Genomic DNA, 25,338 nt, shown 5'->3' with positions numbered 1-25,338 from the left:
CGTCGTTTCTCCGATGGGAAGCGGTATGGGAGCCAGTATTGGGCTCCGCCGGGTAGAATCATCCGCAGCCATGGCAAAAGCGGCTGCAACCCGGGCGGCACGGAATAGCGGTCGGCTGACGCAGGCCCAGATGGATGCCCGCGCGCAGCAACGCGCTGAAGACGACGACCTGATTCGGGCAGCGCAGAGGGGTGACCGCGCCAGCTTCGATCAGCTGGTTCGCCGGTACGACCAGGCGGTGTTGCGGCTGGCGTTGCATATGCTTGGGAACGAGCAGGATGCGCAGGATGTGCATCAGGAGGCGTTTTTGAAGGCCTACCGGCATATCCACAATTTCCGCTTCGACAGCTCGTTCTACACCTGGCTGTACCGCATCGCGACGAATCTCTGCCTGGACGCTTTGCGCCGGCGGAAGAGCCGCCGGGAAGATCCGGCAACGGTGCTGGATGCCGCCGGGGAGGAGATGGACCTGATGGCGAATGTCTCCGACGAACGCGCGATGGCGAACCCGGCACGTGAGTTGGAGCGCAAGGATATGGGCGAGCGGATTATGGCCGCGCTGACCAAGCTGACGCCCCGCGAGCGCATGGTTTTTGAGTTGAAGCATTACCAGGGTTTGAAGCTCCGGACGATCGGAGAGATGTTGAATACCACGGAAGAGACAGCAAAGAATACGCTCTTCCGTGCTACCCGAAAGCTGCGGTCGAATCTGGCCGAGCTTCGGACTTAGATAGAACGGGAAGTTTGCGGTACACAAGCGGACGCACGGTTGAGCCATAGAGACGATCCGCAGAAAAGCAGTTGAGCAGTAAAGATTTTTTGAGGCTGGTAGAGGTAGAACGCAATGAAGTGCGAATCGGTACAACTCGAGGTCGTCCTGCTCGCATACGGCGAGTTGGCAGACGACAGAATCCCGGAACTGGATGAGCATCTCGCAGGCTGTGAGGTCTGTAGGCAGGAGCTTGAGTCGTTGACGGCGATGCAGGATACGCTGGCCGCCTTCGAGCTTGCCGAGCCCTCGCCTAACCTGCTGGCACAGGCACGCGTAAAGCTGGATGAGGCCCTGGACGCAGAACCCGCCCCGGGCCTTCTGGCACGTCTGCGCATTCTGGTGATGGGCAGCCTGCATCACGTGCAGGCCGCTCCGGCGTTGGCTGTCTTGCTGGTCGGTGTAGGGTTTGTCGGTGGCTCAGCCATCAGCAGCTACCAGGCCGCGCACGCTCCCAAGGCGGCACCGCCGGTATTGATGCAGCATTCGGCCGACTCCACCATCGCCAATATCAGTTCGATCGTGCAGACGCCCGACTCCAAGCAGGTGCAGGTTAACTACAACCGCGTTGTGCCGGAGACGGCGCAGGGAACGCTGGATGATCCGCAGATCAAGCAGCTGCTTCTGCTGGGGGCGAAGAACGGCATCAGCAACGACGTTCGTGACTCCTCCGTAGCGCTGCTGGCCGAGGGATGCAAGGCCGGGCACATCTGCGACGAAGATAGTGATCAGAAATCCGGTAAGCAGGGATCGACTGTCCGCGACACCCTGCTGGTCAGCCTGCGGTATGACCAGGACAGCAAGGTCCGCATGAACGCCCTGCACGGGCTGCAGCGTTACCTGGCCACCGACCAGCGGGTCCGCGATGCCGTGCTGGAGTCGATCATGAACGACCACGACCCCGACGTCCGCATGCAGGCCATCAATATGCTGGAGCCGGTGCAGGCAGATTCCTCCGTACGACAGGTCTTGCATACGGTATCTACTACGGACGACAATCCGTATATACGGAACGCATCCATGAACGCTCTTGAGAGCGTCAGTCAGATCCAGTAATCACCGCGGTGACGAGCAGGCTGGTCGTCTCGTCGAACTGGTGTGAGGAAGAAGTTTGTACTGCCATGAAGTACTTTCCGGCGCATAGCATCTCTCGCCTGACGATCGTTGCCGTTGCCCTGGCAACCGGCCTCTGCACAGCCGCAGCCCACGCGCAGGAGTGGAGCGACCAGGCCCCATGGCGCCTGGTGCTGGTTGCGGGAAACCGCTCCGCGCAGGGCTATCTCGGCGTGGACTTCCGTGATCTTTCGCAGGACCAGATCTCATCTTTGAAGCTGAAAGATGGGCGTGGCGTCGAGGTGGTCATGATTGACCATGACGGCCCAGCTTGTAAGGCCGGCCTGCGGGAGCACGATGTGATTCTGCAGATGGACGGTCAGCCGATCGAGAACGAAGATCAGTTGCGCCGTATCCTGCACGAGTCGTCACCGGGCCGCAGGATTGCTCTCGTGGTCAGCCGCGACGGCCAGCAGCAGACCTACCAGGTAACGCTGGCGAATCGCAGCGAAATCGAGCGCAAGGCCTGGAGCCAGCACTTCGTGGTTCCGGACCCTGCGATTGATGCCACCGGCTCGTCACGCCGGGAGGAGAGCTCCATCGCCCGCCTCGGCGACAAGCTGCTTCCCAGCCCCTCGGTGATCTTTGGCCTGCCGCGGATCGGTGTCACCCTTGATCCCATGGAGCCGCAGCTTGCCGAGTTCTTCGGATCGCCCAATGGCAAGGGCTTGCTGGTACGTAATGTCGAGCCCAACAGCGCCGCCGAACGCGCCGGTATGAGGGCGGGAGACGTGGTGCTGAAGGTCAACGGCGTTGCCGTAGCCACCCGCAATGACTGGCTGCGCGCGCTGCACGATGGCAAGTCCAAGCCGGTCGCGGTGACTATCCTGCGCGAGAAGCGGGAGCAGACCCTGACGGTCAATCTCGAGGATAAGAAGAAGGGCGAGATGGACGACGATCAGGACCGCCGGCACGCCATGCTCTTTCAGTTTGTTCTGTAGACGGCTCGCTACAGCATCAGATCTTCCTGGTGGGAGCAGCGGGCTTCAGCCCGCTGATAAAGGGATAAAAGGAAAAGGGCTTTAGCCCTGGGCTGTTTTCAATCCACAAGAAAAGGCCCAGGGCTAAAGCCCACTTTTCTGGATGCTGATTGACCGTGGCCTGAAGGCCACGGCTCCCACCGGTTCGAGCTTCGCTCGAATAGTTCTCCGCAGCGAATGTAAGTTCGCCGGGGACCCCGAATATCCCATCCATTGTTTCCCGGATGGTGGGGCACCCAGTGCGTGGGTTACCTCTCGATCCAACTAGAAACCAGGAACCAGCAACCAGCAACTGGTTTTAAAGCACGGACATAAAGTTCACCAGGTCCTGCTTCTCCTGCTCGGTGAAGTGGGCGCTGAATCGCTTGTCGTAGAAGTCGACGACCTCGTGCAGATTCTTTGCTGTGCCCGCGGTGAAGTACGGAGCCCGCGCGGGCAGGCCGCGAAGCTGCTGCATGACGAAGGAGCCCACGTCGGCACACTTACCGGTGACCAGCGCGCGGCCGGGATCGTTGGTGTAGATCACGCGGCCCAGGTACGGATGCGGCATAGCATCGGTGTTGCAGGTGATCTTGAAGAGCGGCAGCTCCGGGCGGTCACCGATCCATCCCTTGATGCTGGTGCCGATGTCGGCCCATGCTGCCTGATTGCTGACTCCGGTAAAGCGCTCGCTGTGGCAGGTGGCGCAGGTGCCGTCCATCGCCTTGTGTCCGCCTACGCGTTCCAGGTTGGCGGTCTCACCGATGTGGAAGGTGCGTGTGGAGAAGATGCGGCTGCCGCGCAGGACTGACTCGCGGAAGACATCCCGCGGAGCTGCGCTCTCGGGGCGCCGGTAAGGCCAATCGTCGACGGCGAGAAAACGGGTGAGGTTGCGGTCGGCGATCGCGTGCAGGTCGTCTGGGCGGGTGCGGCTCATCGTCCACGGGCCCAGGACATCGGCGGAGCCGACCTCGGTGAGGTCACCGCCGGTCTCGTCCCGGCTCTGGGCGACAAAGAGCTGTTCTTCAAACTCGACGATCTGGCGCAGGTCGTCCGGAGAGAGATTGCCGCTGCCCTGCTCGTGCATGCGGACGGCGTCGATGGCCTGCTGTTCCAGAGTGGCTGCACGGCTGTCGGCGGTGAAGGCTCCGCCGGTCAGGAAGCGGAAGTTGCCCACAATGCGGGGGCGGCGATAGACGGAGATGGTCGGCCGCGCCGACTTCAGGCCATAGACCGCGTCGGTGTTGCATCCGGTGGGGTCGCGCAGGACTTCGATGGAGAACTCCGGCTTCACGCCTGCCGCGGGCCAGGACTCATAGATGCGGAAGAGACCATGCTCGAGCAGCAGCGAGTGCGAGCTCTTCTCCTTCTGCGGCAGGCTGGGGCAGTTGGAGCCGTCGACCGCGGCAAAGACGGCGTCTGTACCGTGGGTCTGCTGCCAGCGTTCGTTCAGCCGCTCCAGGTTGACGCTCATCGCGGCCGAGGGCTGGTGGCAGGTGATGCAGGCGCGGTCGTTGCTCCCGAGTTTGGAGAAGAAAGCGTGGTCGCGGGTACCCATCGTGCCGCCGGTGTTGTAGACCAGGATGTCGCCGGAGGAGTCGCGAAACAGGGCCGCCAGCGGCATCTTTTCTCCGGTATTGGCCTCCCACCAGATAGGCGAGCCGCCATAGCCCTGGGCCAGCAGAGCAACGACGGGAACGGCGACGGCTGCCGCGACCAGAATGGCCCGGTTGCGGATCCGGCGGACGATAGCATTTCCCCTGTTGCTGGGTATCCCGGAAGAGGAGTGCAGTGGCGTTTTCTTTGCGGAAAACGCCCATAGATGCGGAAGCCCTACTCCACACCTACAGAGAAAATGCTTGAAGGTCTTCTTCATAAAGCGATTCCTCGGCTAAGGAGAGATCAGCACAGATGACCCGGTACAGATTGTGAATGGGTGGTTTCAGTATGACACCGGATTTGCCTCCGGGAAGCACGAAAGAGCCTCCTTGGGAGACCAAAGGGTAAAATAGAGGAGGTCACCATGACGCAATCCGCTACCCAGAAGAATCCGCGGCCGATGCCGCTCCGCCGCCGCGTAAGGGGCGCTATGCGCCGTATGCGCGAGCTGGGCTCAATTGCCCATGCGTTGCTCTCCACCGGCCATCCCTACATGGCGCAGATTGTGCCCATGCGCCGCTGCAACCTGGCCTGTGCCTACTGCAACGAGTATGACGACCACTCGAAGCCGGTGCCGCTGGACGAGATGCTGCGCCGTATCGACGACCTGGGCCGCCTGGGCACCTCGGTGATTACGATCTCCGGCGGTGAGCCGCTGTTGCATCCGGAGCTGGACCAGATCATTGCGCGTATCCGCAAGACCGGCGCCATCGCCGGCATGATCACCAACGGTTATCTGCTGAACGCCGAACGTATCCAGCGCCTGAACAAGGCCGGGCTGGATCACATGCAGATCTCGATCGACAACGTCATGCCGGACGAGGTCTCGAAGAAGTCGCTCAAGGTGCTGGACCAGCGCCTGGTGTGGCTGGCGGAGCATGCCGACTTCCACGTGAACATCAACTCCGTGGTCGGCGGCGGCATCCAGAATCCGCAGGATGCTTACACCATCTCGCAGCGTGCCCTGGGACTTGGTTTCAGCTCGACCATCGGCATCATCCACGATGGTGACGGACAGTTGAAGCCGCTGGGCGGCGAAGAGCGCACGGTGTGGGATGCGGTCCGTAAGCTGACGCGCCGCAGCTACTCGCGCTTCAACCATTTCCAGGAAGCGATTGCGAACGGCAAGACCAACGACTGGCGCTGCCGCGCCGGCGGACGCTATCTCTACGTCTGCGAGAACGGCCTGGTGCACTATTGCAGCCAGCAGCGCGGCTTCCCTGCAACGCCGTTGTCGCAGTACACCACGGCGGATGTAAAGCGCGAGTTCCTGACGGAGAAGACCTGCAGCCCGAGCTGCACCATCAGCTGCGTGCATCAGGTCAGCTACATCGACCACTGGCGCGCTCCGCAGACCAGCCAGACCAGCCCCGGAGCTCCGGCAGGTCATGGCGAGCTGGTGCAGATTCAGTAGCAGCTCAAGCAGTATTGCGAGAACGCTCCTTTCGGGGAGCGTTCTTTATTTTTGCGCTCTTCGGGGGAAGCTTCTTTTACGAGGGCAAGCTGCATCCAAAATCGCCATGATCCGTAAACTCAAGTCCGGCGAATTTCGTATCTACAGCCGCCACGCCGATAAGAAGACGGGCAAGCGTAAAAATCTGGGTACCTTCTCAAGCCGTGAAGCGGCGGAGAAGCATGAACGCGCGATCCAGTTTTTTAAGCATCATTAGAGGAAGCGAAGTTCCTAGGTTGTCATCCTGAGCGTATGGGGTCCCCTGCCGGCTCTGCTGGCTGGGGTGAGGTAGCGAAGGACCTGCTTTTCTCTTCTTTGTCTTCGACAAAAAAGCGATTCGAGCTTCGCTCGAACGCCCTGGTCCCCGAGGGACACTACCCCAGCGAATGAATTCGCTGGGGACCCCGGACCTGGGCACCCGGTGCATTCGCTCCAATAATCTCTACTGTTTGTCCAGGACGATGTGCGTTGCCTTCTCGGTGACAACCTTCTCCGTTACAGAGAAGCCCAGTGCCGGCAGGTCGATGCCGTGGAAGAGTGGTTCGCCTTTCCCGAGGAAGACGGGCGATACTGCCAGATGAATCGAGTCGACGTGTCCGGCGCGCACGTATTCGCGCACTGTCGAAACGCCTCCGCCGATCTTTACGTCCTTATCTTTTGCGGCAGCCTTGGCGCGTTGCAGCGCTTCTTCAATGCCGCCGGTAACGAAGAAGAAGGTTGTGCCGCCTTCCATCACAAGCGGTGGACGCTCATAGTGTGTCAGAACAAAAGTAGGAGCATGATACGGCGGGTTCGATCCCCACCAGCCTTTCCAGGAGTCATCCGGCCACGGTCCACGGACCGGGCCAAACATATTGCGGCCCAGGATAAAGGCGCCGAAGTTGTCCATGCCGCGATGGGCGAAGCTGTCGTCCACATCCGTGGAGCCGCCGCCATCATCACTATGCATGGCCTTGAAGGTCCTGGTGTGAAAGAACCACTGAAAGATCTCAAAACCGCCTTTACCTATTGGATCGTTAAGACTCTGCTCCAACCCTGCACTGAAACCATCGATGGATACTCCAAACCCTGCGACACGAACCTTCGACATCAGCCCTCCTGATACGGCGTATGGTGCGGCACCATGCTATCCGATGCGGCTGCCGGAAGGTGAGATGCAGCCGTTGCGGGTGTAATCGGCACACGGTATCGTGGCTGTGCCGGGAGGAAGCATGATTCACAGCCGCCGGGCCTTTCTCGCAAGCACAGGGGTGCTCATGGCAGGTGCTGCTCTGCCTGCGATGGCAGAGGCCGCGCCGCAGACTATCGATTCCCATGTACATGTCTGGATCAAAGATCCACGCTTCCCGTTTGCAGAAGGAGCCAACGTGCCGGAGGGCGTGGACGCTTCAGTCGAGACGCTGCTGCGGCGCATGGAGGCCAACCAGGTTGCGCGCACCGTCCTGATTCAGGTGATCCATTACAAGTGGGACAACCGCTATCTGGTGGATTGCCTCAAGCGGTTTCCCGGAAAGTTCGCCGGGGTGTGTCGCGTCAATCCAGAGACCCCGGATGCTGCGGACCAGTTGATCTACTGGGTGTCACAGGGATGCGACGGCGTGCGCTTGAGCCCCGCTGCCGATGCCTCCGGTGATTGGATTCGCAGACCGCGCATGTATTCGTTGTGGGCTCAGTGTGAGCGGTTGCACGTACCTATGACGCTGCTGCTGCCGGCTTCGCGGTTGCCGGACGTGCGTCCCCTAATCGACAAAAATCAGGGACTTACGGTCGTGATCGACCACATGGCCGACTGTTCCATCGGAGATACAGCTTCGCTTGCTAGGTTGTTGGATCTGGCTCGTTATCCGCGGGTTTTCGTCAAGATCACACATCTTTGGTCGCTCTCGAAGCAGGGTTATCCGTTCCGCGACAGCTATGAGATGGTGGCGCGGATTCGCGATGCTTTCGGATCCCAGCGCATTATGGGCGGCACCGACTGGCCTATTAAGACAGAGCTCGCAAGTTACGAACAACGGCTGGCGCTCTATCGCGAAGAGATCCCGTTTTTCAATGCGGAAGAGAGGAAGGATGTCCTCTATCGCACCGCGCAGCGAGTGTGGCCGTCGAGCCGTTAGCCAGGGCGTATCGCTTTTTTTGTCATCCCGCAGGGATCTGCTTTTATTTCGTCCCCTGAAAGATGCGGGGGAGAAAGCAGATTTCTCCGTTCCCTGTGGTCGCTACGAAATGACAAACAAAGGCAATGCATCTAAGCCATTCGTGTATGTCATGAAGGTTACCAATGGGTAGGGGTTACCAATGACAGTGGGTCAAAATCGCGGCTCTGCATGCGATGATGCAGGTTGATTCACCTTTCCTCAACGCCGTGATCAAGTTGCTGCAATCTGTTCTGCGTTGGTCGAGCAGGCTGGCGCCGATGGCCGTGCTGTGTGCGGCGGCCTGCGCGCAGGAGTATTCGTTTCAGGTCTACGACCAGTCGTCAGGCTTCAAAGACCGCGCCATCTTCTGCATGGAGCAGGATGCGGACGGCTCCCTATGGTTCTGCACACGGCATGCACTGTACCGCTTTAACGGCCACAGTCTTGAGGAACATACCGAGCTGGTGCCCGAGAAGGAAGCACTGGGGCATCTGAAGATCGACGCGGCAGACGGGATGTGGGTCGCTACGAACTCCTCTTTGCGCTACGGCCGCCCCGGCGCCCTTGCTGAAGTTGCAAAGGTGGCGGTCGATGAGGTCGTGCCCATCCGCAAGGGGGAAGCCCTCCTTATTGTTGAGGGGCGAATCGAGAGAATCCGGCAGAAAGCAGAAGGATGGGAAAGAACGCCGTACCTGCCAGAGGCGGAGATACGGGCGCATCCGGAGCTGAGGAAGCTTGAACATCTCAGCATGGATCGCGATGGTGCGATCTGGACGGGTTGCGAACAGAAGATCTGCCGCATCGAGAACGGCAAGGTCACCGTATGGGACGATCTGCCGCCCGATGATTGGACGGCTTTTCTGAAAGATCGGCAGGGCGCGGTATGGGCTCGTGGCCGGCAACACACCTCCGTGATGCATGGGGAACGGTTTATCCTTCGCGACAACCCGGACTCTCTCCGTCTGAGGCAGGATGCCGATCTCGCCTCGCTGGCCGAAGATAAAGACGGCCGAATCCTCACCTTTCTGGGAGACGAGGTCGCCAGCTGGGATGGCAACCGATGGACCAACTATCGGCCAGGGCAATACACCGGTTATCCCATCTCGTTTGTTCGTACTGATCGTAACGGTTCTGTCTGGATCGGACGTGCGGCGATCGGCGTCATGCGCTGGGTGGGCTACGGACAGACGGAGCACTGGACGCGCACCACAGGGCTGGCCAGCAACCTGATCTATGCGGTGACCCGCGACCATCAGGGTCGCGTCTGGATCGGCGGCGTTGCCGGCATTGACGTATTGCAGGACGGCCTGGTGGTAAAGAGCTACCGCAACAGCGATGCACAGCAGACGCGGTCCCTCGTAACAACCGCTGATGGCACCGTCTGGGCGGGGACCTCTGTTGGCGGCCTGTTGCGATTCCGCAATGGAGGCGAGCCGGTGCTGCAGGCTCATGACCTTCCACACATCACCAGCATGCTGCCTGACAGCAAAGGCCATCTGTGGCTCTGCACCTGGGAGGGGATCTACCGTGTCGATGTTGCAACGGGCAAGGTGCAGCCGGATGCTCTTCTGGTGCGGGACTCAGACAGTACTCCCGGAGGAAACGAAGACGCTAACGGCAATCTCTGGTTTATCTCTCCTGGGCAGCTTATCCGGCGCGCAGTCGACGGCACATGGAGCCTGCCACAACGGGATGGCAAGTCAGTGCTGGAGAGCTCCTTCGTCTCCACCATCGACAGGCAGCAGCGGCTATGGGCAAATTCCACCAACGGCTATCTACGGCGTTTTCAGATCAAAGATGGAGAGATTGTTTCCGAGGAGCCTGTGATTACGCCGTCGAGCCATCTGCGAACGCACTACATCCTGGCGACAGATAGCCGAGGATGGGTGTGGTTCGGCACGGACCAGGGGCTCGATATCTTCAATGGCCGCACCTGGCTGCACATTACCGAAGATGATGGCCTGATTGCGGACGATACGGACGCATATGCGTTCCTGGCTGATCCCGATGGTGGTGTATGGATTGGCACCAGCCGCGGCATCACGCATTTTCTGCACCCGGAAAAGCTCTTCCAGGAAGAGTCGCTGCACGCGCAGATACGGTCTGCCAACTTTGCCGGCAAAGCCATCGATCCATCGCACGCTGCGAGTCTCGCGTGGGAGCGTGGAGCGCTCGACGTCAGCTTTCAGGTTGCAGAAGATCCAGCGCCTTATAACCTGCGATTCACTTATCGCCTCGCCGGGCACGAAGACGACTGGCAGACAACGCATGAGCGCACGGTGAGGTTTGCCGCGCTGCCTCCGGGGCAGTATCACTTCGAGTTCTATGCCGAAAACCTGGGGCACGGTGTGCGCTCAGCTCCGGTCAGCTTCGATCTGGTTATCCGCCCACCATGGTGGCGTAGCGCTTGGGCGTATGCAGCCGCGCTGATGCTTGCTGTGCTGATCGCCATTGCGCTCTGGCTGTGGCGTACAACGCATCTGCGGCGTAGGCAGCATGAACTCGAGCACGTTGTTGCTCTTCGTACAGAAGAGCTGCGCAACGAAAAGAACGAGCTTCTCGCGGCTCGCGAAGAGCTGCGAGAGAGGGCTGAGCGTGATGGACTGACGCGGCTGTGGAACCGTCACACCATCCTGGATATTCTGGATCGCGAGCGGGAGCGTGCGGATCGGAGTGGCGAGCCGCTGATCATCGTTCTTGCGGATCTCGATTACTTCAAGCGCATCAATGACAACTACGGTCATCTTGCCGGCGATGAGGTATTGCGTACGGTTACCGCAAGGATCGAGAGCTGGGTGCGGTCCTATGACTTCATCGGCCGCTTCGGCGGCGAAGAGTTGTTGATGGTCTTTCCCGGTCTCAGCCTGGAGCAGGCCGGCGAGCGCCTGGAAGTGCTGCGCAAGATCATCAACCAGGATCCATATGCCATCACCGGTGGAAGTATCTGGGTTACCTGCAGCTTTGGCGTAGCAGAGGTCTATCCCGATATGACGCGGGAGCAGGCGATTCACGCAGCCGACGAAGCGCTGTATCAGGCCAAGGCCGACGGCCGCGACTGCATCCGGTTCGCCGAAGTCGGCGTTTAGAGCAATTCTCCTAATACTGTAGCTCTGGATAAATCTGCGAATGCCGTTTTCTTCGCGGGAAAACGGCCCAAACAGCCAAGACTTCACCCCAGCGAACAAGTTCGCTGGGGACCCCGATACTCCGCTCTACACCTTTAGGAGAATCGCTCTGGTTTCCGGGCGCGATTTGCACTCATCTTTACGCACTTCTTATACTTTCCGTCCGAGAATGAGAATCGACGCATTCGGTCGGGGGCGCCTATGAAGTCGCCGATGTTGAAGACGGGTTACGGCAATCGCATCTTTCTTATGTTTGCTGGCAGGCGGCATAAGTTCGACGAAGAGGCATTTCCGGCGAAAGAAGGGGCCGTGTGGCCTATTGTTATCGCAGCTCTGTTTGTCTTCGGCGCCGGCGTTATCTTCTTCACCCTTCTGAGTTTTTTCCGACACACCCTCCGATAGAAGAGCGACTGCCAGAGAGCATGGTTCATAATGTCGATTCTCGATAAGGTGGTAGGTTCAGCCCTTGCAACGGAAGAAGAACACGGACAACGAATCTCAGCAAAGACAGGCGTAGCGGTCTTCGGGCTCGATGCCCTTAGCTCCGCGGCGTATGGTCCTGAAGCTGCGTTGACCCTTCTTATCCCACTAGGGTTTCTGGGCAGTTCCTATCTGCTTCCCATTACTGCCGTTGTCATCCTACTGTTGACCATCGTCTTCTTCTCCTACCGGCAGACCATCGATGCTTATCCCAATGGCGGTGGATCGTATTCCGTGGCCGGAGCCAATCTGGGTACAACCTTCGGCCTGCTGGCCGGCGCAGCGCTGATGATTGATTACATCCTCAACGTCGCCGTAGGCATTGCCGCCGGTGTCGGTGCGATCGTCTCGGCTGTACCCGCGCTGCAGTCTCACATGGTGGCGCTTTGTGTCGGCATCCTGTTGCTGCTGGCGTTTCTCAACCTCCGCGGCGTGAAAGATACCGGTGTCGCCTTCGTTCTTCCCACATACTGGTTTGTCTTCGCCCTGGTTGCGTTGATTGTGGCTGGCGGATGGAAGATCCTTTCGTCGCATGGTCACGTGGTTCCTGTTGTCGCTCTTCCGCTTCCGAGCGCCGCCACACTTGCAGTGCCTGGTCTCTGGTTGGTGCTTAAGGCATTCGCCAGTGGATGTACCGCAATGACAGGAGTCGAAGCGGTAAGCAACGGCGTCACGGCCTTTCAGCAGCCGGCATCGAACCTTGCGAAACGCTCACTCACCATCATCATCGGTGTGCTCATCGCACTGCTTGCAGGGCTGGCATGGCTGGTTCACGCCTATGGTGTGACGGCCACTGATCCAACGGCCCCGGGATACCAGAGCGTGCTCTCCATCCTGTTGGGCGCGGTTGCGGGGCGCGGCACCTTCTACTACTTCGCGATGATTGGAATCACGCTGGTGCTGTGCCTTTCGGCCAATACCTCGTACGCTGACTTTCCGCGTCTGTGCCGGGTAATGGCGCTCGATAGTTTTCTTCCCTCGGTCTTTCGCGTGCGTGGCCGCCGGCTGGTCTATACCCACGGCATCGTGGCCCTTACCGTCTTCGCCGGAGCTCTGCTGATTGGCTTTGGCGGCATTACCGATCGATTGATTCCGCTCTTTGCCGTCGGCGCGTTCCTGGCTTTTACTCTCTCGCAAGCGGGTATGGTGGTGCACTGGTGGCGGCGTAAGAAGTTTGCGATGGCGAGCGTCAATGCCATTGGCGCTGCTGCTACTGGCATGACTGTTCTGATCGTGATGGTGGCCAAGTTCAGAGACGGCGCCTGGATCACGCTCATCCTCATTCCTGTTCTATATGCCCTGATGGTTTCTATCCGCCTTCACTATCATCGTGTGGCGAAGAACATCACCACGTGTGCTCCGCTGACGGTGCGATCGAAGGAAGAACCCATCGTCATTCTGCCGATCGATCGCTGGAGCCGGGTCTCGCGCAAGGCGCTTTCATTCGCGATGCGTATCTCTTCCGATGTGCGTGCAGTACATGTGGATGGATGCGGCAGCCACACCATGCTGGAGTCGCAATGGCCTGAGGTGGTGGAAGAGCCGGCGCGGGTGGCCGGAGTGCCCGCACCGACGCTCACGACGCTGCATTCGCCGTATCGCTTCGTGGTGCATCCGGTGTTAAAGTTCGTCTTCGAGGTCGAACGGCAGAATCCCGACAGCCTGATTGCCGTCGTGATTCCAGAGTTGGTCGAGCGCCGCTGGTATCACCATCTGCTGCATAACCAGCGGTCGGCGATAATCAAAGCCACGCTTTTCCTGAGAGGCACCAAACGCATGATGGTGATCAACGTGCCCTGGTATGTCGAGAGGGGCGATCAGGAAGCGCTGGCGGCTGCGGAACGGAGTCAGGCGACGAGGGGGCCACGGCGACCAGGAGTGTTGGCCGCTTCCACGGACTAAAACGAGTAGATAACGAAAAGGCCGCCATCGGGCGACCTTTTCTTGATGAAACACGAACCAACTTTGTTTATAGAAGAGTGCGGAACACTTATTCAGGCAGGCCTTCCAGGCGCTAGTTGGGATTTCCAACAAGCACGCATCCCCACACGAGTGAATTTGCGGTTGGAACGTTGATGGTTGCGGTTGTCCCAGATACTGAGCAGGAGGCTGCGCCGCCCGTATAAATTGCTCCTTGGGGCGAGGCGATGCCGATAGGGTTGTTGGCATATGGGAAGTTGATACTGAATGAACACGAGCTACTGCCACTCATGCTGCATGTGCCAGCAAACGCGTTCCCCTGGCTTTGGTTTAGCTTTGCAGGATAGATGGTCCCGGAAGCATCGATAAAGTTTTGAATACCGACATTGACATAAGTATTTGGGGTTACTCCGGGAGTTGATGAGGAATAGGTGAGACTCGGGTCAGGCGTCCACGTCGAATTTCCTCCCGTCATGACACGGAAGTCACCGCTGGCAAAGGAGCAGCAGCTTGATCCGCTCTGTGCCTGGATCCAGACTTCCCATTTCGTGTTGGAGGCGGATGTGCTAGCGCCGGTCGCTACCAGTTGCATTGCGGTGTTGGCGTTTGATCCGAAGTTCCACAATGTGGCTCCCGAAATATTAGGAGTTCCAGCGCCACCTGCGGAGCGTGCTTCAAAGATACCGAATCCATGTTGGTTCGATCCGACATTTGCTCCGTGGCCCGAGGCAAAGAAAATGGTTACATTGAGATCGCTATTCAGATCTATGGTGCCGAGGTGGTACCAGCCTTGGTTACTGAACTCGCCAGGCATGAGGTAATTTTTCTGGAAAGTTCCCATGGGGCCGTTCGAATCAAAATCTCCGGACTCAGTGAGTGTGGGTGTCAGAACGCGGATGGTTTTCCCTGTTGCTATATTTCCAACTAGAACAGGGTTCGTAATGCTTGGCTCTATATCAATTGCATAGTTCCCAGCAGCCGATATCTGGTTATGGGCAATGATAGGCGACTGGCCATAGCTATTGCCAGAGGAGTTGGCTATCGCGTTGATATTGACATCGTTATTGATGCCGCACCCGGATGGGCCACTGGGATAATTCGAGAAGATGATGTTGCCCGTAAACACAAGGTAATTGCCGCCATAGTGCGAAAATCCTCCGCAAGCATTATGTTCGAGAACATTATCTGTTACCTGTATGTAGTCGCCGAGGGTCGCAATCCCCTGTGCGTTTGTTGCAGTTGTCCCATTGTTAGAGAAGTTATTGTGATGGATGATTCCATGTGTGGGTTCGGTTCCTGTGGCGGGAAAGTCGGCCTGCGCATCCAAGCCGCCCTGATAGTTGTAGCTTCCTTCATTGTCGTGAATGTTGAAGTAGACATTTCCGAATTGTGCAAAGCTCTGGATTGTTAAAATTGCCGGTCCGCCGTTGTAATCAATGTGGTTGTTGTAGATGTCAGCCGCGTAAGTATTTCCAACGGCGATGCCCGCATACTGGCAATCAATAATTGTATTGTCGTGAATCTTTACCCCGGTAATGTCTTGCTGCCCACTATTATCTGAGTCTTCCAAGCAACCGAAAGTTGAAGGGCCCCCGACAAAGTTATTGTTGTATGCCTGGAAGCTCGCTCCAGCAACCTGTACATATAATCGTTTGCCGGTGTTACCTGAAAAGGTGAAGTTTGGGACGAACGCATTGATATGTGGGCCAAGACCGTTGTTGCTTTTTTGTGTTGCCGTGAGATACGGCCAAATGTCGCCATCATTCGACGTGGGCTCATATCCAATGACGTCCCCTGGGAATCGAGTAAGAGCGATGACAGGGTAGGAGCTGCATGCCCCGGATGTTATTTGAGAGACCGTACATACATGGAAGGTTGATACCGGCTCGAAGTCGCACCCGGAAATTGCGGATCCCCCTGCGCCTCCAGTAAGGGAAAGGAAATTTATATCCGATTGAATGATCGCTCCTCCCTGACAGGTAATAGTGATAGGGGTTGTGCGTGAGATGTTTGACGTTACTGTATATGTCCCAGGCGACAGAACGAGTGTTCCACCTGAGGGGGTACTTGCGACCGCGGCAGCAAGAGACTGCCCCCGAGTCATCGGAACATCGAGGAATACCGCAGCAAAAAGAAGTAGGACGGAAAACAAGAAAGAAAATGTATTTCGCATATAAACCCTCAACAATTGGAATTTGCTCGACAGTTGAAAGCTAGTTGCAGCTTGCCAAAGCATACGGTATCGCCATCAGCGAATATGAATACTGAGCTTGGCTTGTTCGGCACCGGCGTGTGGATCGCGTTAGATATGGGGGGCGGGTACCAGAGTGGGATGTATGAGTGTTTGTGGCATGCATAAGAAAAGGCCGCCCATCAGGCGGCCTTTCTCTCGATACGGTGTGAAGATTACTTCTTCGCGACCTTCTTGGTCTCGGCCGCGCTGCTGCCGGCCTGCGCCTTGGCGTTCTGGATGGCGGGCTCGATCTGTTCGAAGTCGGAGATCTGCTGGAAGGCCTTGTCGGTCACTACCCAGATGGTCGGGGTCTGGTTGATGCCGATGCGGTCACCGAGAGCGCGGTCGGTCTTGACCTCGTTTGCCAGCTCACCCTGCGGGTCGACGACAAACGGAAGTTGCTGTTTGCGATCGGCCAGGAACTTCTGGGTGGCCCGCAACAGGTCGTCTTTGCTGGCGATCATGTTCTGGTTCTGGAAGATGGCCAGGCGGTACTGGTCGGCGATGTTCTTGCCGTTGGGCAGCTTGTCCTGCATGTAGCGGGCGTAGACGGCGGCGTCAAAGCTCCAGATATGGGCTCCGCCCAGGGGAAAGTCCTTCATGACGACAGGGACGCCGTACTTCATGCTCAGCTCGTGCACGAGGGGGTAGGCGCGGGAGCAGGCCGGGCACTCCAGGTCGACAAACTCCCAGATCGCCACTTTGGCGCCGGCCGGGGGCTTCAGCATGGAGGTGTCTTTGAAGGTCGTCGAGGGCGCCTGGCCGCTGACAAACTGGGCAACTGCCGGTACCGAGGCGGCGGTGGCGGTGAGGGCAAGGGCGAGCAGGAGCTTGGGTGTACGCATCATAATGGGTTGATTAAAGGACGTCGCCGGGCAGCCAGGGCGAGCAAGCTGATTTTACTCGTTTTTCCGTCCCGGAGAATTTTGCGCAACCGTCCCCGGGTGGAGACAATCTAACAACAGACGAACGCCTGAAGATGACACGACTTACACGCGCCATTCGATCGGTTTCTGCTGTTCTGCCCCTCGCCGCTTCGCTCGTTCTGGCGCAGGACACGACCACCATTCCGCCGATCTCGAACCTTCCGGACGCTCCCTCCGCTTCTCAGACGAAATTTGACGGTGTCCCGATCGGTGTAGCCACCTCTGAGGTCCGGCGGCTGACGCTGGACGAAGCGATCCAGCTCGGTATGGAGCACAATGTGCAGCTCATCGTGGCGCGGCAGCAGCAGCGCTCGCTCCATGGGCAGGTGGGCACGGCCCTGCAGGCGATTACGCCAAATATGTCAGTTCAGGGCACGGCCAACCGGGCTGAGATCAGCCTGGCTGCCCTGGGCTTCAGCCCCAGCAAGGCTGGGAACCTGCTCAACGCCTTCGGAATTCCGGCATCGGCGATCCCCAGCATCGTGAAGGTCGATACGGTGACGGCGCAGGTCAATCTGCAGCAGTACCTGTTCAATATGCCTGCCATCGAGGTCTACCGTGCGGCTAAGTCTCAGCAGCAGGTCGCCGACCTCAATACGGCCACGGTCCGCGGCGATGTGGTGCTCCAGGTAGGTACCACCTATCTCAGCATCCTGGCGGATGCGGCAAACGTCGCCAACAACCAGGCCCTGTTAAAGCAGGAAGAAGAGGTTTTGCGGCAGTCGCAGGCACAGCATGATGCCGGTGTAGGGACGAACCTCGACGTTCTGCGGGCGCGGTCACAGTATCAACAGCAGCAACAGGCGCTGATCAGCGCCGAGAATGCGCTGGCCAAGGACAAAATCTCGCTGAACCGCCTGATCGGCCTGCCGGCAAATCAGCCGATTGAGCTGACCGATATCGTTCCCTACTCCGAGCTGGCGCAGATGGCCCTTCCAGACGCCAAAAACCTTGCCTATCAGCGGCGGAAGGATTTCCTTCGCCTGCAGGCCCAGATTCGCGTCTACGAGCGCCAGCGTCGCGCCATCGCCTATGAGCGCCTTCCCGCCCTGAGCTTCGAGGGCAACTACGGCGTCACCGGCGGCTATATTCCCAATGCGGCCACCAGCGGTCTGTACCACGGCACCTTCAGCGCCATGGCAAAGCTGGATGTGCCGATCTTTGCCGAGTCCCGCTTCCGGGGCGACCGTCAGGTGGCCGATGCCCAGTTGGAGTCATTGCGCAACCAGATCGCCGATCTTCGCGTCGGCATTGACCAGCAGCTTCGGTCCGCGATGCTGGATGTGACCTCCACCTCGGAGCGGGTGAAGGTCGCGGGATCGAACGTTGAGTTGGCCGGCCAGGCGCTGAGAGACACGATTGACCGCTACCAGGCCGGTGTGGACGACAATCTGCCGGTGGTGCAGGCTGAGGCGCAGCTTGCGGCTGCCCAGTCCCAGTATGTGTCGGCGAACTTCCAGTACAACCAGGCCAAGCTCCAGCTCGCCCGCAATACGGGTGTGGTGGAGACGCAGTACAAGAGCTATCTGGGTAGGAACTAGTTGAATTGTTGATTGGTGCGTTCGAGCATAGCTCGAATAGTTCACCCCAGCGAATGGAGTTCGCCGGGGACCCCGAATATCCCACCCATTGCGATGCAATGGATGGGGCACCCAGTGCATAGGCCATCCGGAATTTGTCGATTCGCCTCTTTTTGTCATTTCGTAGCGAAGCGGAGAAATCTGCTTCTTCGAGGTGCATCGGTAGAGAAGCAGATTTCTCCACTCCCTTCGGTCGACCACCCCAACCAGCAAGCTGGTCGGGGACCCCGGCGCTACGAAATGACAAACAAAAAGGCTATTTCGAAGGCTCGATCTTCGTCGCTTTGTCGCTGACGAAGGTTACGTCATAGGGCTTGCCCAGGTTGTAGTAGTGGACGGTGCGGTCGCCCTTCTTCTGGCTTCCGCTCTGGCTCACCTGGCCTAAAGCCATCATCATCATGTTCTCGCTCATGCCGAGCCTGGCCTCGTGTTTGTCGATCGCCGCCCAGTTCTCCGCTCCCCAGTGTTTGTAGAGCGTATGCGGATCGTCGTAGAAGAACATCTCATCCAGGTAGAACGTGTACTGGCCATTTTCGATATAGCCGACGGTGGCGGCGTAGGTGGCCTTCTCATCCGGGTTGGTGAAGACTGCCATGATGGCTGTGCTGTCGGCAGGGATGCGCTGCGTCGCGATCACGCTCTTCGGCGGACGCTGCGTGATCATGTCCTTGATGTCCATCGGCTGCGCGCCCAGCAGCGTGCCGGCCTTCTTGCCCCATTGCACCTGTTTGCCGGCGTAGGGGAAGTACTCCATCTGGCCACCGGCAGAGATCCAGGCGCGCTTGCCGACCAGGTCCTTCGCGTCTTTCATGGTGCTGGGGTAGAGGTGCTTCAGATGCACCATGTCATCGTCGGTCAGCTTCCACTCAAAGGTGGGCTTCTCCACCACTGCGGTTGCGGCCTGATGGCGCTGATAGGCGATCATGCCCAGACGTCCTCCGACGGCGAGGACAACGGCAGCGGTACAGCCGATAGCAATCTTCTTCCCGGTCTCCATGCAGAGAAGCTTACTAGAAGGCTCTACTCCACCGGCTCGGCCACCGCCTGCATCTCGTTGGCGGAAAGCAGCGACTCGGTCGTCAACTGGTCGACATTGCGGAGCGGCTTGAAAAGGATGCTCCACAGCGCTGTGACCGTAACCGACAGAACGCCGCCGACGACTACAGCACGCACGGCTCCCAGCCACTGCGCCGTCAGACCCGATTCGAACTCGCCGAACTCATTCGACGCTCCCAGAAAGAGCCAGTTCACGGCACTGACGCGGCCGCGCATCTCCGGGGGTGTGGCCATCTGCAGCAGTGACGAGCGAACGACGACGCTGACCATATCGCTCGCTCCTACAATCGCAAGGGCTGCCAGCGAGAGCCACAGCGACTTCGACAGGCCGAAGAGAATCGTGGCCAAGCCATAGATGCCGACGCAGGTGAGCATCTTCTTCCCGGCGTTGTGGCGGATCGGCTTTATGGTCAGCAGAAGCGAGACCGTGAGAGCGCCTACTGACGGTGCGGCGCGCAGCATGCCCAGACCTGCTGGACCCGCGTGCAGAATCTCTTCCGCGAAGATCGGCATCAGCGAGACAGCACCGCCGAGCAACACGGCAAAGAGATCCAGAGAGATGGAGCCGAGCAGCAGCTTCTTGTACCAAAGATAGTGCAGCCCAGCCAGCACCGTCTTGAGGCTCACATTCTCCCGTCTGGCAGGCGCACCCTGCGGCTTCACCATGCTGATCAGGATGACGAAGGAGGTAAGTCCCGCGATGGTGAAACAGTAGACAATTGGCGCCCCATGCAAAAAGGCGAGTGGGCCGCTGAGGGGCAGAGTGAACAGAATGCCGCCGAGCGCCGGGCCGGCGACATTGGCGATCTGGAAGAAGGTCGCACCCCAGGTCACGGCATTGAAGAAGTCATCCCTGGGTACCAGTTGCGGCACCAGGGCGGAGCTTGCGGGGCCGCTGAAGGCGCGGCCGGTACCGATCAAAAAGAGAATGGTGTAGATAAACAGGACATTCCTTGTGCCGGAGAGCGCGATCCATAGCAGTGCCGCGGTGCAGACCGCCTGCAGGATGTAGCAGATGCGGATGATATTGCGGCGGTCGTAGCGGTCGGCGACGTGGCCTGCAAAGAGAGCGAAGAAGATGCCGGGGAGGAAGAGCGCCAGGCCGGTATAGCCGAGATCGATGGCTCGGTGCGTGATCTGGTAGACCTGCCAGGCTACGGCGATGGTCTGCGCTTCGGCGCCCAGAATGCCCAGCAGGCGGGCTGACTGATAAAAGCGGAAATTGCGCGAACGAAAGGCGCTGGCTGCCGATCCCAGCCGTTGGGAAGAGTCTGACATTACAGTCCTAATGCTTTCACATCGGCCCTATGGCCGTCATGCTGTGATGTTTTGCGATATGTCATAGGACGGACGAACCGAGGAAATAGTACGCACCGTGTCCGCCGCCCGCTTTATGAATAGAAGATTTATGCTGGAGGCATCCGTACCGCTAATAAGGAGCAATGCCCGTTGACTTGCAGGTCGATCGCTGCCGCCGTATCTCTGTTTTCGCTCGCTCTTCCCTTTGAAGTTGTCGCAATGCAGGCGCAGTCGCCGGAGCCGGTGCGTGCCCGCCATGGCATGGTCGTCAGTATTCACCACGATGCCTCCGATGCCGGTTTGGAGATGTTGAAACAGGGCGGAAATGCCGTCGATGCGGCTGTCGCTGTCGGCTTCGCTCTGGCGGTTGTTTTCCCGCAGGCAGGAAACATCGGTGGCGGCGGCTTCATGCTCATCCGGGACAAGCATGGCAAGACGCACTTTCTGGACTATCGCGAGAAGGCTCCGGCGGCCGCCTGGGACAACATGTATCTCGACGAGAAGGGCAATGTCATTCCGCGCATGTCGATCACCGGCTACAAGGCCAGCGGCGTGCCGGGAACAGTCGCTGGGCTTACCTATGCGGAACAGCACTTCGGCAAGCTCGGCCTGGCGAAGGTTATGGCACCGGCTATCCGTCTGGCGGAGGAGGGCTTCACCTTCAGTGAAGAGGAGGTTGGCACGCTGCATAGCGCCAACCTGGCGAAGTTCCCCACGTCGCACCGCATCTACCAGCGCGACGGCAACTTCTATACACCCGGCGAAGTATTCAAACAGCCGGAGCTGGCGGCAACGCTGCGCCGCATCGTTGCTGACCCCACTGAGTTCTACAAGGGCAAGATGGCGCAGCAGATCGCCGACTTCGAAGCGAAGAACGGTGGCCTGATCACCGCTGCCGATCTGGCCGCGTATGAGGTGAAAGATCGCAAGCCGATCGAGGGTAACTATCACGGCTATCACATCATCACCTCGCCTCCGCCGAGCTCGGGCGGCATTGTGCTGCTGGAGTCGCTGGGCATTCTTACCGGCTATGACCTGCTGAAGTTAGGGGCGGACCGCAGCGCCGCACAGGTCAACTTGATTACAGAGGCATATCGTCGCGCCTTTATGGACCGCGGTGACTATCTCGGCGATCCCGACTTCATGAAGATGCCTCTGAAAGAGATGGCCAATCCGAAGTATCACGAGGCCTGGCGCAAGACCATTACGGTCGGTAAGCCCACACCATCGAAGGATCTGGTCCGTCCTGCAGGCTTCATGCCTCCGGCGCCCACGGTTCCTCCGGCAAAGGAGTCAACCGAGACAACGCATTTTTCTGTGATGGATGCCGACGGCATGGCCGTAGCCAACACCTACACGCTGAACTTTCTCTTCGGTTCGTCCGTCACTGTCGATGGTCTCGGTTTCCTGCTCAACGACGAGATGGACGACTTCGCCTCCAAGATGGGCGTGCCCAATGGCTTCGGGCTGATTCAAGGACCGGCAAACGCGATTGCTCCCGGCAAGCGGCCGCTCTCGGCGATGACACCTACCATCGTCACGACGAAGAATCACTGGTACCGCAAGGGCAAGGTGCGTTTCGTGCTTGGCTCGCCCGGCGGGCCCACCATCATCTCGACGGTGGCCAACAACATCATCTCCATCCTCGACAATCATCTGAACGTGCAGCAGGCAGCAGACGCGCCGCGCTTCCACCACCAGTACCTTCCTGATGAGCTAAGTGTGGAGAAGAAGTTTCCGCTCGATGTGGTGGAGCAGTTGAAGGCGATGGGCTATACCATCAAGCGCTCCGGCGAATTCGATGAGAAGAATCCAGGCGTCTGGGGCGACAGCGAGTTGATTGCTGTTGATCCAAAGACGGGAGAGCTTTTGGGCGGACATGATGGACGAAGGAAGTTTGGGAAGGCTGCGGGATATTGAAAAGCAGTTGGCAGTTGGCAGTTGGCAGTTGGCAGTTGGCAGTTGGCAGTTGGCAGTTGGCAGTTGGCAGTTGGCAGTTGGCAGTTGGCAGTTGGATGAAGGCACTGAGGCGGGTTGCCTGAAGCGCCTTTATCTAGGTGTGTTGAAGGTGCTTCGTCAACCCGTGCCGTACCTCGTCAACCGGAAACTGTTAACTGGCAACTGCTTTTATCCATTCCTTGATGTTGGCTCCAATCACATCCGGATGATCTTCCTGCAGATAGTGGAGGCCTGAACGAAGCTGGACGACTTCGCAGTTCTTCAGGTTCTTCGTGAAGCTATCTGCAAATGAGGGTGAGACCAACGCTCCTGGATTGCCCACAAACAACAGCTTCGGATAAGTGGATGCGGTTAGTGCGCGGTGAGCCTCTTCCAACGTGGCGTAGACATCGCTGGGAGCTCCTGCGATGGGCAGCTCATTGGGAAAGCGCCAGGTGGGACGGCGCGACTCCGGCGTCGGGAATGGAGCGCGGTAGACCTCCATCTCTTCCTCGGTGAACTTCCGCACGGTCGCGGCAGGCAACACGCCTTCAATGAAGACATTGTTCTCGAGGATCATCTCTTCGCCGATACCGGGTGTTCTGAAACGCTGGAAGGTCTCGATCTGATCCGGGTGGAAGTCGTTCCAGGTGGGCATGGGGCGGATGAACTCCATGAATGCAAGTCCACGCACGAGCTCTGGCCTGCGTGCCGCCAGATGAAAGGCGAACGCGGTGCCCCAGTCCTGCGCAACGAGATATGCCGATGTGATCTTCATCCGTTCGAGAAAGGCATCGAGGTAGCGGACATGATCTGCAAACCGATACTCGATGGCTGGCTTGCCAGATTGCCCGAAGCCAATCAGGTCCGGCGCAATGCAATGCGCGACTGGAGCCACGAGCGGAAGAATATTGCGCCAGATATACGACGATGTCGGGTTGCCATGTAGGAACAGAGCCACTGGAGCTCCAGGGGTTCCTGCTTCGCGGTAGGCCATGGTCGAGTCCAGAACCTCGACCTGAGACAGCATTACATCACTCAGTACGCTCATCGTTGCTCCTTGAATACGGTTTGAAAGATGATCTTGCGAAAGCGGTCCAGCGCCGCCGGTCCACGTTCTACCTTCATGCGGAGAATGGCTCCCTCCCACGAGGAGAGAAGAAACTCAGCCAGGTCCACCGGATCAAAGGTGTTGTCGATCTCTCCGGTCGCCTGTGCTTCGGCGATGCAGGCGGCGAAGGGGGCTCGCCACTCCTCGAAGATCTCCTCCAGCCGCTGGCGCAGGCGCTTGCTGTGCGACACCGTCTCCAGGCTGAAATCGCCAATCAGGCACCCGCGGCCCCACTTATCCGCGGCCAGCACGTCGCTGATGATCTCCAGATAACGCTCCAGCCGCTGGCGCGGTGAAAGTGTCTGGTCTCCGAGCGATCGCTGGATATGTCCCTGCAGGTTCTCGAAGTAGCGGTCGAGGACCTCCTGGGCGAAGGCTTCCTTCGAACGGAAGTGATTCGTGAACGATCCATGCGGAGCCCCGGCCGCTTCACAGATATCGCGGACCGAAGCGCCCTGATAGCCGGACTCGAACATCACCTTCAGGCCGGCCTTGAGAATGTCTTCGCGTAGAGAAGGTCGCATGACAATTCAATACGCTTGTGCGTATTGAATTGTCAATGTTGAAAGTCGCAATTGCCATTTACGTTTTCCCGCCCCTCTGGCATGTGGAATGGTTCACCTGTCAATCCGGGAAGCCCGAAAGTAGATCGTGCTTGTGACCTATCGGACGAAACCGACGTGCTTAAGCTCAATCAGCTATCGAGTATGTCTTTCGCTGCCTTGTTAATGGCACGCCGAATGGCTCGCCCAGCCATCGAGGACCACGCGATCGAATTTCCGCAAAGCCACATCGTCCTTTTGTAGGTCGTCAGCACATCTGCCTTCAACCCCGCTGGTAGCGGGTGGGCAGCTAGCCGGGGCATGACGGTGAAGCCTCCGCCTTGCCCAACCATCCCAACGACCGTCGAATCATCCTGTACAGATACTTTGTGCTTAGGCCGGTATCCCAGGGCAGAAAGAATTTCGGGAACACACGACGAACAGTTCTCATTCCACAAGATGATCCGGTCCATCGCTGCCTGTCTGCCCTTCTCCGGACGTATCAAAAGGTAGTAGTCGAAGCCCAGTCTGCATGACCGTAGAGAGGCGGGTGGTCTGCTGGTTGTGATACCAAGGTCCGCGTTCCCCTGGACTACCTGCTCCCCAACGCCGCCGCCAACTTCACGCACAAGCTGAATGGAGACATCGAGATCAGGATTCCGTGACAACAATCCGTTGAGGGCCGGCGGCAGCAATTGGCTGATTGCGCTCCGGAAACCTGCGATGCGAATGCTGCCGGAGATTGACGCACCTCGGCCTGCCAGCTCCGCCTCGACTGCACCAAGGGCCTGGTGGGCCTGTCGGAGCAAAGGACGCAGGCGCTGCAGCTCTGTGGTCGGAACACAACCGCTCCGGCCACGAACGACCAACTCGACGCCATATCGCTCCTCCAACGCAACGATTGCCTTGGAGATGGCCGACTGAGTAATACCAAGATCGGCTGCCACGCTGGTGAAACTCGTTCTACCGCCGAGCGCCGCGAGCAATTCGATCTCGGCCGTGCTGATCTTCTTGTGAATCACTCCCATTCCATGAGTATC

20 protein-coding genes are annotated in these 25,338 nt (G+C 58.6%); 11 read left to right on the top strand and 9 right to left on the bottom strand.

The window, feature by feature from the left end; genetic code table 11:
* Positions 1-13 precede the first annotated feature (13 nt).
* The 3 genes from FTW19_RS04705 (at position 14) to FTW19_RS04695 (ending at position 2,823) form a co-directional block, all read left to right on the top strand.
* Positions 14-730, top strand: a complete 717-nt coding sequence (locus FTW19_RS04705) for an RNA polymerase sigma factor (protein ID WP_246153729.1) — start codon at positions 14-16, stop codon at positions 728-730.
* A gap of 114 nt (positions 731-844) precedes the next feature.
* Positions 845-1,825, top strand: coding sequence for a HEAT repeat domain-containing protein (locus FTW19_RS04700; RefSeq protein WP_147646563.1), 981 nt, complete (start codon positions 845-847; stop codon positions 1,823-1,825).
* 65 nt (positions 1,826-1,890) lie between these two features.
* Positions 1,891-2,823, top strand: coding sequence for a PDZ domain-containing protein (locus tag FTW19_RS04695; RefSeq protein ID WP_147646562.1), 933 nt, complete (start codon positions 1,891-1,893; stop codon positions 2,821-2,823).
* 337 nt (positions 2,824-3,160) lie between these two features.
* Here FTW19_RS04695 and FTW19_RS04690 read toward each other — a convergent pair whose 3' ends face one another.
* On the bottom strand, positions 3,161-4,717 hold the full coding sequence (locus FTW19_RS04690; RefSeq protein WP_147646561.1) for a hypothetical protein: 1,557 nt from the start codon (positions 4,715-4,717) through the stop codon (positions 3,161-3,163).
* Between the two features lie 183 nt (positions 4,718-4,900).
* Here FTW19_RS04690 and FTW19_RS04685 point away from each other — a divergent pair, with 183 nt between their 5' ends.
* Together FTW19_RS04685 and FTW19_RS25695 are read left to right on the top strand one after the other, a co-directional pair.
* A complete protein-coding gene (locus FTW19_RS04685) occupies positions 4,901-5,914 on the top strand; it encodes a radical SAM protein (protein WP_432445171.1) in 1,014 nt (337 codons plus the stop codon).
* A 106-nt stretch (positions 5,915-6,020) separates the two neighbouring features.
* Positions 6,021-6,170 (top strand): hypothetical protein, encoded by a 150-nt coding sequence (locus tag FTW19_RS25695; RefSeq protein ID WP_187143281.1) that lies wholly within the window; start codon positions 6,021-6,023, stop codon positions 6,168-6,170.
* 225 nt (positions 6,171-6,395) lie between these two features.
* Here the strand turns inward: FTW19_RS25695 and FTW19_RS04680 are convergent, their stop codons facing one another.
* Entirely contained in the window at positions 6,396-7,043 is a 648-nt protein-coding gene (locus FTW19_RS04680) for a dihydrofolate reductase family protein (RefSeq protein ID WP_147646559.1), read from the bottom strand.
* A 121-nt stretch (positions 7,044-7,164) separates the two neighbouring features.
* Between FTW19_RS04680 and FTW19_RS04675 the strand changes: the two genes are divergently transcribed.
* The 4 genes from FTW19_RS04675 to FTW19_RS04660 all read left to right on the top strand — a co-directional run bounded on the left by FTW19_RS04675 (position 7,165) and on the right by FTW19_RS04660 (position 13,595).
* Positions 7,165-8,067: an amidohydrolase family protein gene (locus FTW19_RS04675; protein WP_246153565.1), complete on the top strand. Its 903-nt coding sequence runs from the start codon at positions 7,165-7,167 to the stop codon at positions 8,065-8,067.
* A gap of 215 nt (positions 8,068-8,282) precedes the next feature.
* Positions 8,283-11,174, top strand: coding sequence for a ligand-binding sensor domain-containing diguanylate cyclase (locus tag FTW19_RS04670; protein WP_147646558.1), 2,892 nt, complete (start codon positions 8,283-8,285; stop codon positions 11,172-11,174).
* A gap of 252 nt (positions 11,175-11,426) precedes the next feature.
* On the top strand, positions 11,427-11,615 hold the full coding sequence (locus FTW19_RS04665; RefSeq protein WP_147646557.1) for a hypothetical protein: 189 nt from the start codon (positions 11,427-11,429) through the stop codon (positions 11,613-11,615).
* Positions 11,616-11,645: 30 nt separating this feature from the next.
* Complete coding sequence (locus FTW19_RS04660; RefSeq protein ID WP_147646556.1) at positions 11,646-13,595, top strand: APC family permease; 1,950 nt, start codon at positions 11,646-11,648, stop codon at positions 13,593-13,595.
* A 112-nt stretch (positions 13,596-13,707) separates the two neighbouring features.
* Here FTW19_RS04660 and FTW19_RS04655 read toward each other — a convergent pair whose 3' ends face one another.
* Positions 13,708-15,786, bottom strand: coding sequence for a right-handed parallel beta-helix repeat-containing protein (locus FTW19_RS04655; RefSeq protein ID WP_147646555.1), 2,079 nt, complete (start codon positions 15,784-15,786; stop codon positions 13,708-13,710).
* Positions 15,787-16,019: 233 nt separating this feature from the next.
* Positions 16,020-16,694: a DsbA family protein gene (locus FTW19_RS04650; RefSeq protein ID WP_246153564.1), complete on the bottom strand. Its 675-nt coding sequence runs from the start codon at positions 16,692-16,694 to the stop codon at positions 16,020-16,022.
* A 131-nt stretch (positions 16,695-16,825) separates the two neighbouring features.
* Between FTW19_RS04650 and FTW19_RS04645 the strand changes: the two genes are divergently transcribed.
* A complete protein-coding gene (locus tag FTW19_RS04645) occupies positions 16,826-18,313 on the top strand; it encodes a TolC family protein (RefSeq protein WP_147646554.1) in 1,488 nt (495 codons plus the stop codon).
* Positions 18,314-18,608: 295 nt separating this feature from the next.
* Here FTW19_RS04645 and FTW19_RS04640 read toward each other — a convergent pair whose 3' ends face one another.
* Both FTW19_RS04640 and FTW19_RS04635 read right to left on the bottom strand, forming a co-directional pair.
* A complete protein-coding gene (locus FTW19_RS04640) occupies positions 18,609-19,349 on the bottom strand; it encodes a hypothetical protein (RefSeq protein WP_147646553.1) in 741 nt (246 codons plus the stop codon).
* Between the two features lie 23 nt (positions 19,350-19,372).
* Entirely contained in the window at positions 19,373-20,686 is a 1,314-nt protein-coding gene (locus FTW19_RS04635; protein WP_147646552.1) for an MFS transporter, read from the bottom strand.
* A gap of 171 nt (positions 20,687-20,857) precedes the next feature.
* Here FTW19_RS04635 and ggt point away from each other — a divergent pair, with 171 nt between their 5' ends.
* On the top strand, positions 20,858-22,627 hold the full coding sequence (ggt, locus tag FTW19_RS04630; protein WP_432445166.1) for a gamma-glutamyltransferase: 1,770 nt from the start codon (positions 20,858-20,860) through the stop codon (positions 22,625-22,627).
* A gap of 190 nt (positions 22,628-22,817) precedes the next feature.
* On the opposite strand, the gene FTW19_RS04625 is transcribed toward ggt, so the two are convergent.
* The 3 genes from FTW19_RS04625 to FTW19_RS04615 form a co-directional block, all read right to left on the bottom strand.
* A complete protein-coding gene (locus FTW19_RS04625) occupies positions 22,818-23,696 on the bottom strand; it encodes a haloalkane dehalogenase (protein WP_147646551.1) in 879 nt (292 codons plus the stop codon).
* A complete protein-coding gene (locus FTW19_RS04620; protein ID WP_147646550.1) occupies positions 23,693-24,280 on the bottom strand; it encodes a TetR/AcrR family transcriptional regulator in 588 nt (195 codons plus the stop codon). Before FTW19_RS04620 ends, FTW19_RS04625 begins: the two co-directional genes overlap by 4 nt.
* Positions 24,281-24,450: 170 nt before the next feature.
* A complete protein-coding gene (locus FTW19_RS04615; RefSeq protein ID WP_187143279.1) occupies positions 24,451-25,320 on the bottom strand; it encodes a LysR family transcriptional regulator in 870 nt (289 codons plus the stop codon).
* Positions 25,321-25,338 lie beyond the last annotated feature (18 nt).

It is taken from the genome of Terriglobus albidus (assembly GCF_008000815.1).
GTDB classification, from domain to species: domain Bacteria; phylum Acidobacteriota; class Terriglobia; order Terriglobales; family Acidobacteriaceae; genus Terriglobus; species Terriglobus albidus_A.
Note: the sequence above shows the minus strand (reverse complement) of the source record. Positions and strands in the feature narration are given on the sequence as shown.

Bases quoted from the DNA above. Each gene is read 5' to 3' on its own strand.
- FTW19_RS04705 (WP_246153729.1), top strand. From the start codon at position 14: ATGGGAAGCGGTATGGGAGCCAGTATTGGGCTCCGCCGGGTAGAATCA.
- FTW19_RS04675 (WP_246153565.1), top strand. From the start codon at position 7,165: ATGATTCACAGCCGCCGGGCCTTTCTCGCAAGCACAGGGGTGCTCATG.
- FTW19_RS25695 (WP_187143281.1), top strand. From the start codon at position 6,021: ATGATCCGTAAACTCAAGTCCGGCGAATTTCGTATCTACAGCCGCCAC.
- FTW19_RS04695 (WP_147646562.1), top strand. From the start codon at position 1,891: ATGAAGTACTTTCCGGCGCATAGCATCTCTCGCCTGACGATCGTTGCC.
- FTW19_RS04625 (WP_147646551.1), bottom strand. From the start codon at position 23,696: ATGAGCGTACTGAGTGATGTAATGCTGTCTCAGGTCGAGGTTCTGGAC.
- FTW19_RS04650 (WP_246153564.1), bottom strand. From the start codon at position 16,694: ATGATGCGTACACCCAAGCTCCTGCTCGCCCTTGCCCTCACCGCCACC.
- FTW19_RS04690 (WP_147646561.1), bottom strand. From the start codon at position 4,717: ATGAAGAAGACCTTCAAGCATTTTCTCTGTAGGTGTGGAGTAGGGCTT.
- FTW19_RS04660 (WP_147646556.1), top strand. From the start codon at position 11,646: ATGTCGATTCTCGATAAGGTGGTAGGTTCAGCCCTTGCAACGGAAGAA.
- FTW19_RS04655 (WP_147646555.1), bottom strand. From the start codon at position 15,786: ATGCGAAATACATTTTCTTTCTTGTTTTCCGTCCTACTTCTTTTTGCT.
- FTW19_RS04665 (WP_147646557.1), top strand. From the start codon at position 11,427: ATGTTGAAGACGGGTTACGGCAATCGCATCTTTCTTATGTTTGCTGGC.
- FTW19_RS04670 (WP_147646558.1), top strand. From the start codon at position 8,283: ATGATGCAGGTTGATTCACCTTTCCTCAACGCCGTGATCAAGTTGCTG.
- FTW19_RS04645 (WP_147646554.1), top strand. From the start codon at position 16,826: ATGACACGACTTACACGCGCCATTCGATCGGTTTCTGCTGTTCTGCCC.
- FTW19_RS04620 (WP_147646550.1), bottom strand. From the start codon at position 24,280: ATGCGACCTTCTCTACGCGAAGACATTCTCAAGGCCGGCCTGAAGGTG.
- FTW19_RS04700 (WP_147646563.1), top strand. From the start codon at position 845: ATGAAGTGCGAATCGGTACAACTCGAGGTCGTCCTGCTCGCATACGGC.
- FTW19_RS04680 (WP_147646559.1), bottom strand. From the start codon at position 7,043: ATGTCGAAGGTTCGTGTCGCAGGGTTTGGAGTATCCATCGATGGTTTC.
- FTW19_RS04635 (WP_147646552.1), bottom strand. From the start codon at position 20,686: ATGTCAGACTCTTCCCAACGGCTGGGATCGGCAGCCAGCGCCTTTCGT.
- FTW19_RS04640 (WP_147646553.1), bottom strand. From the start codon at position 19,349: ATGGAGACCGGGAAGAAGATTGCTATCGGCTGTACCGCTGCCGTTGTC.
- FTW19_RS04685 (WP_432445171.1), top strand. From the start codon at position 4,901: ATGCCGCTCCGCCGCCGCGTAAGGGGCGCTATGCGCCGTATGCGCGAG.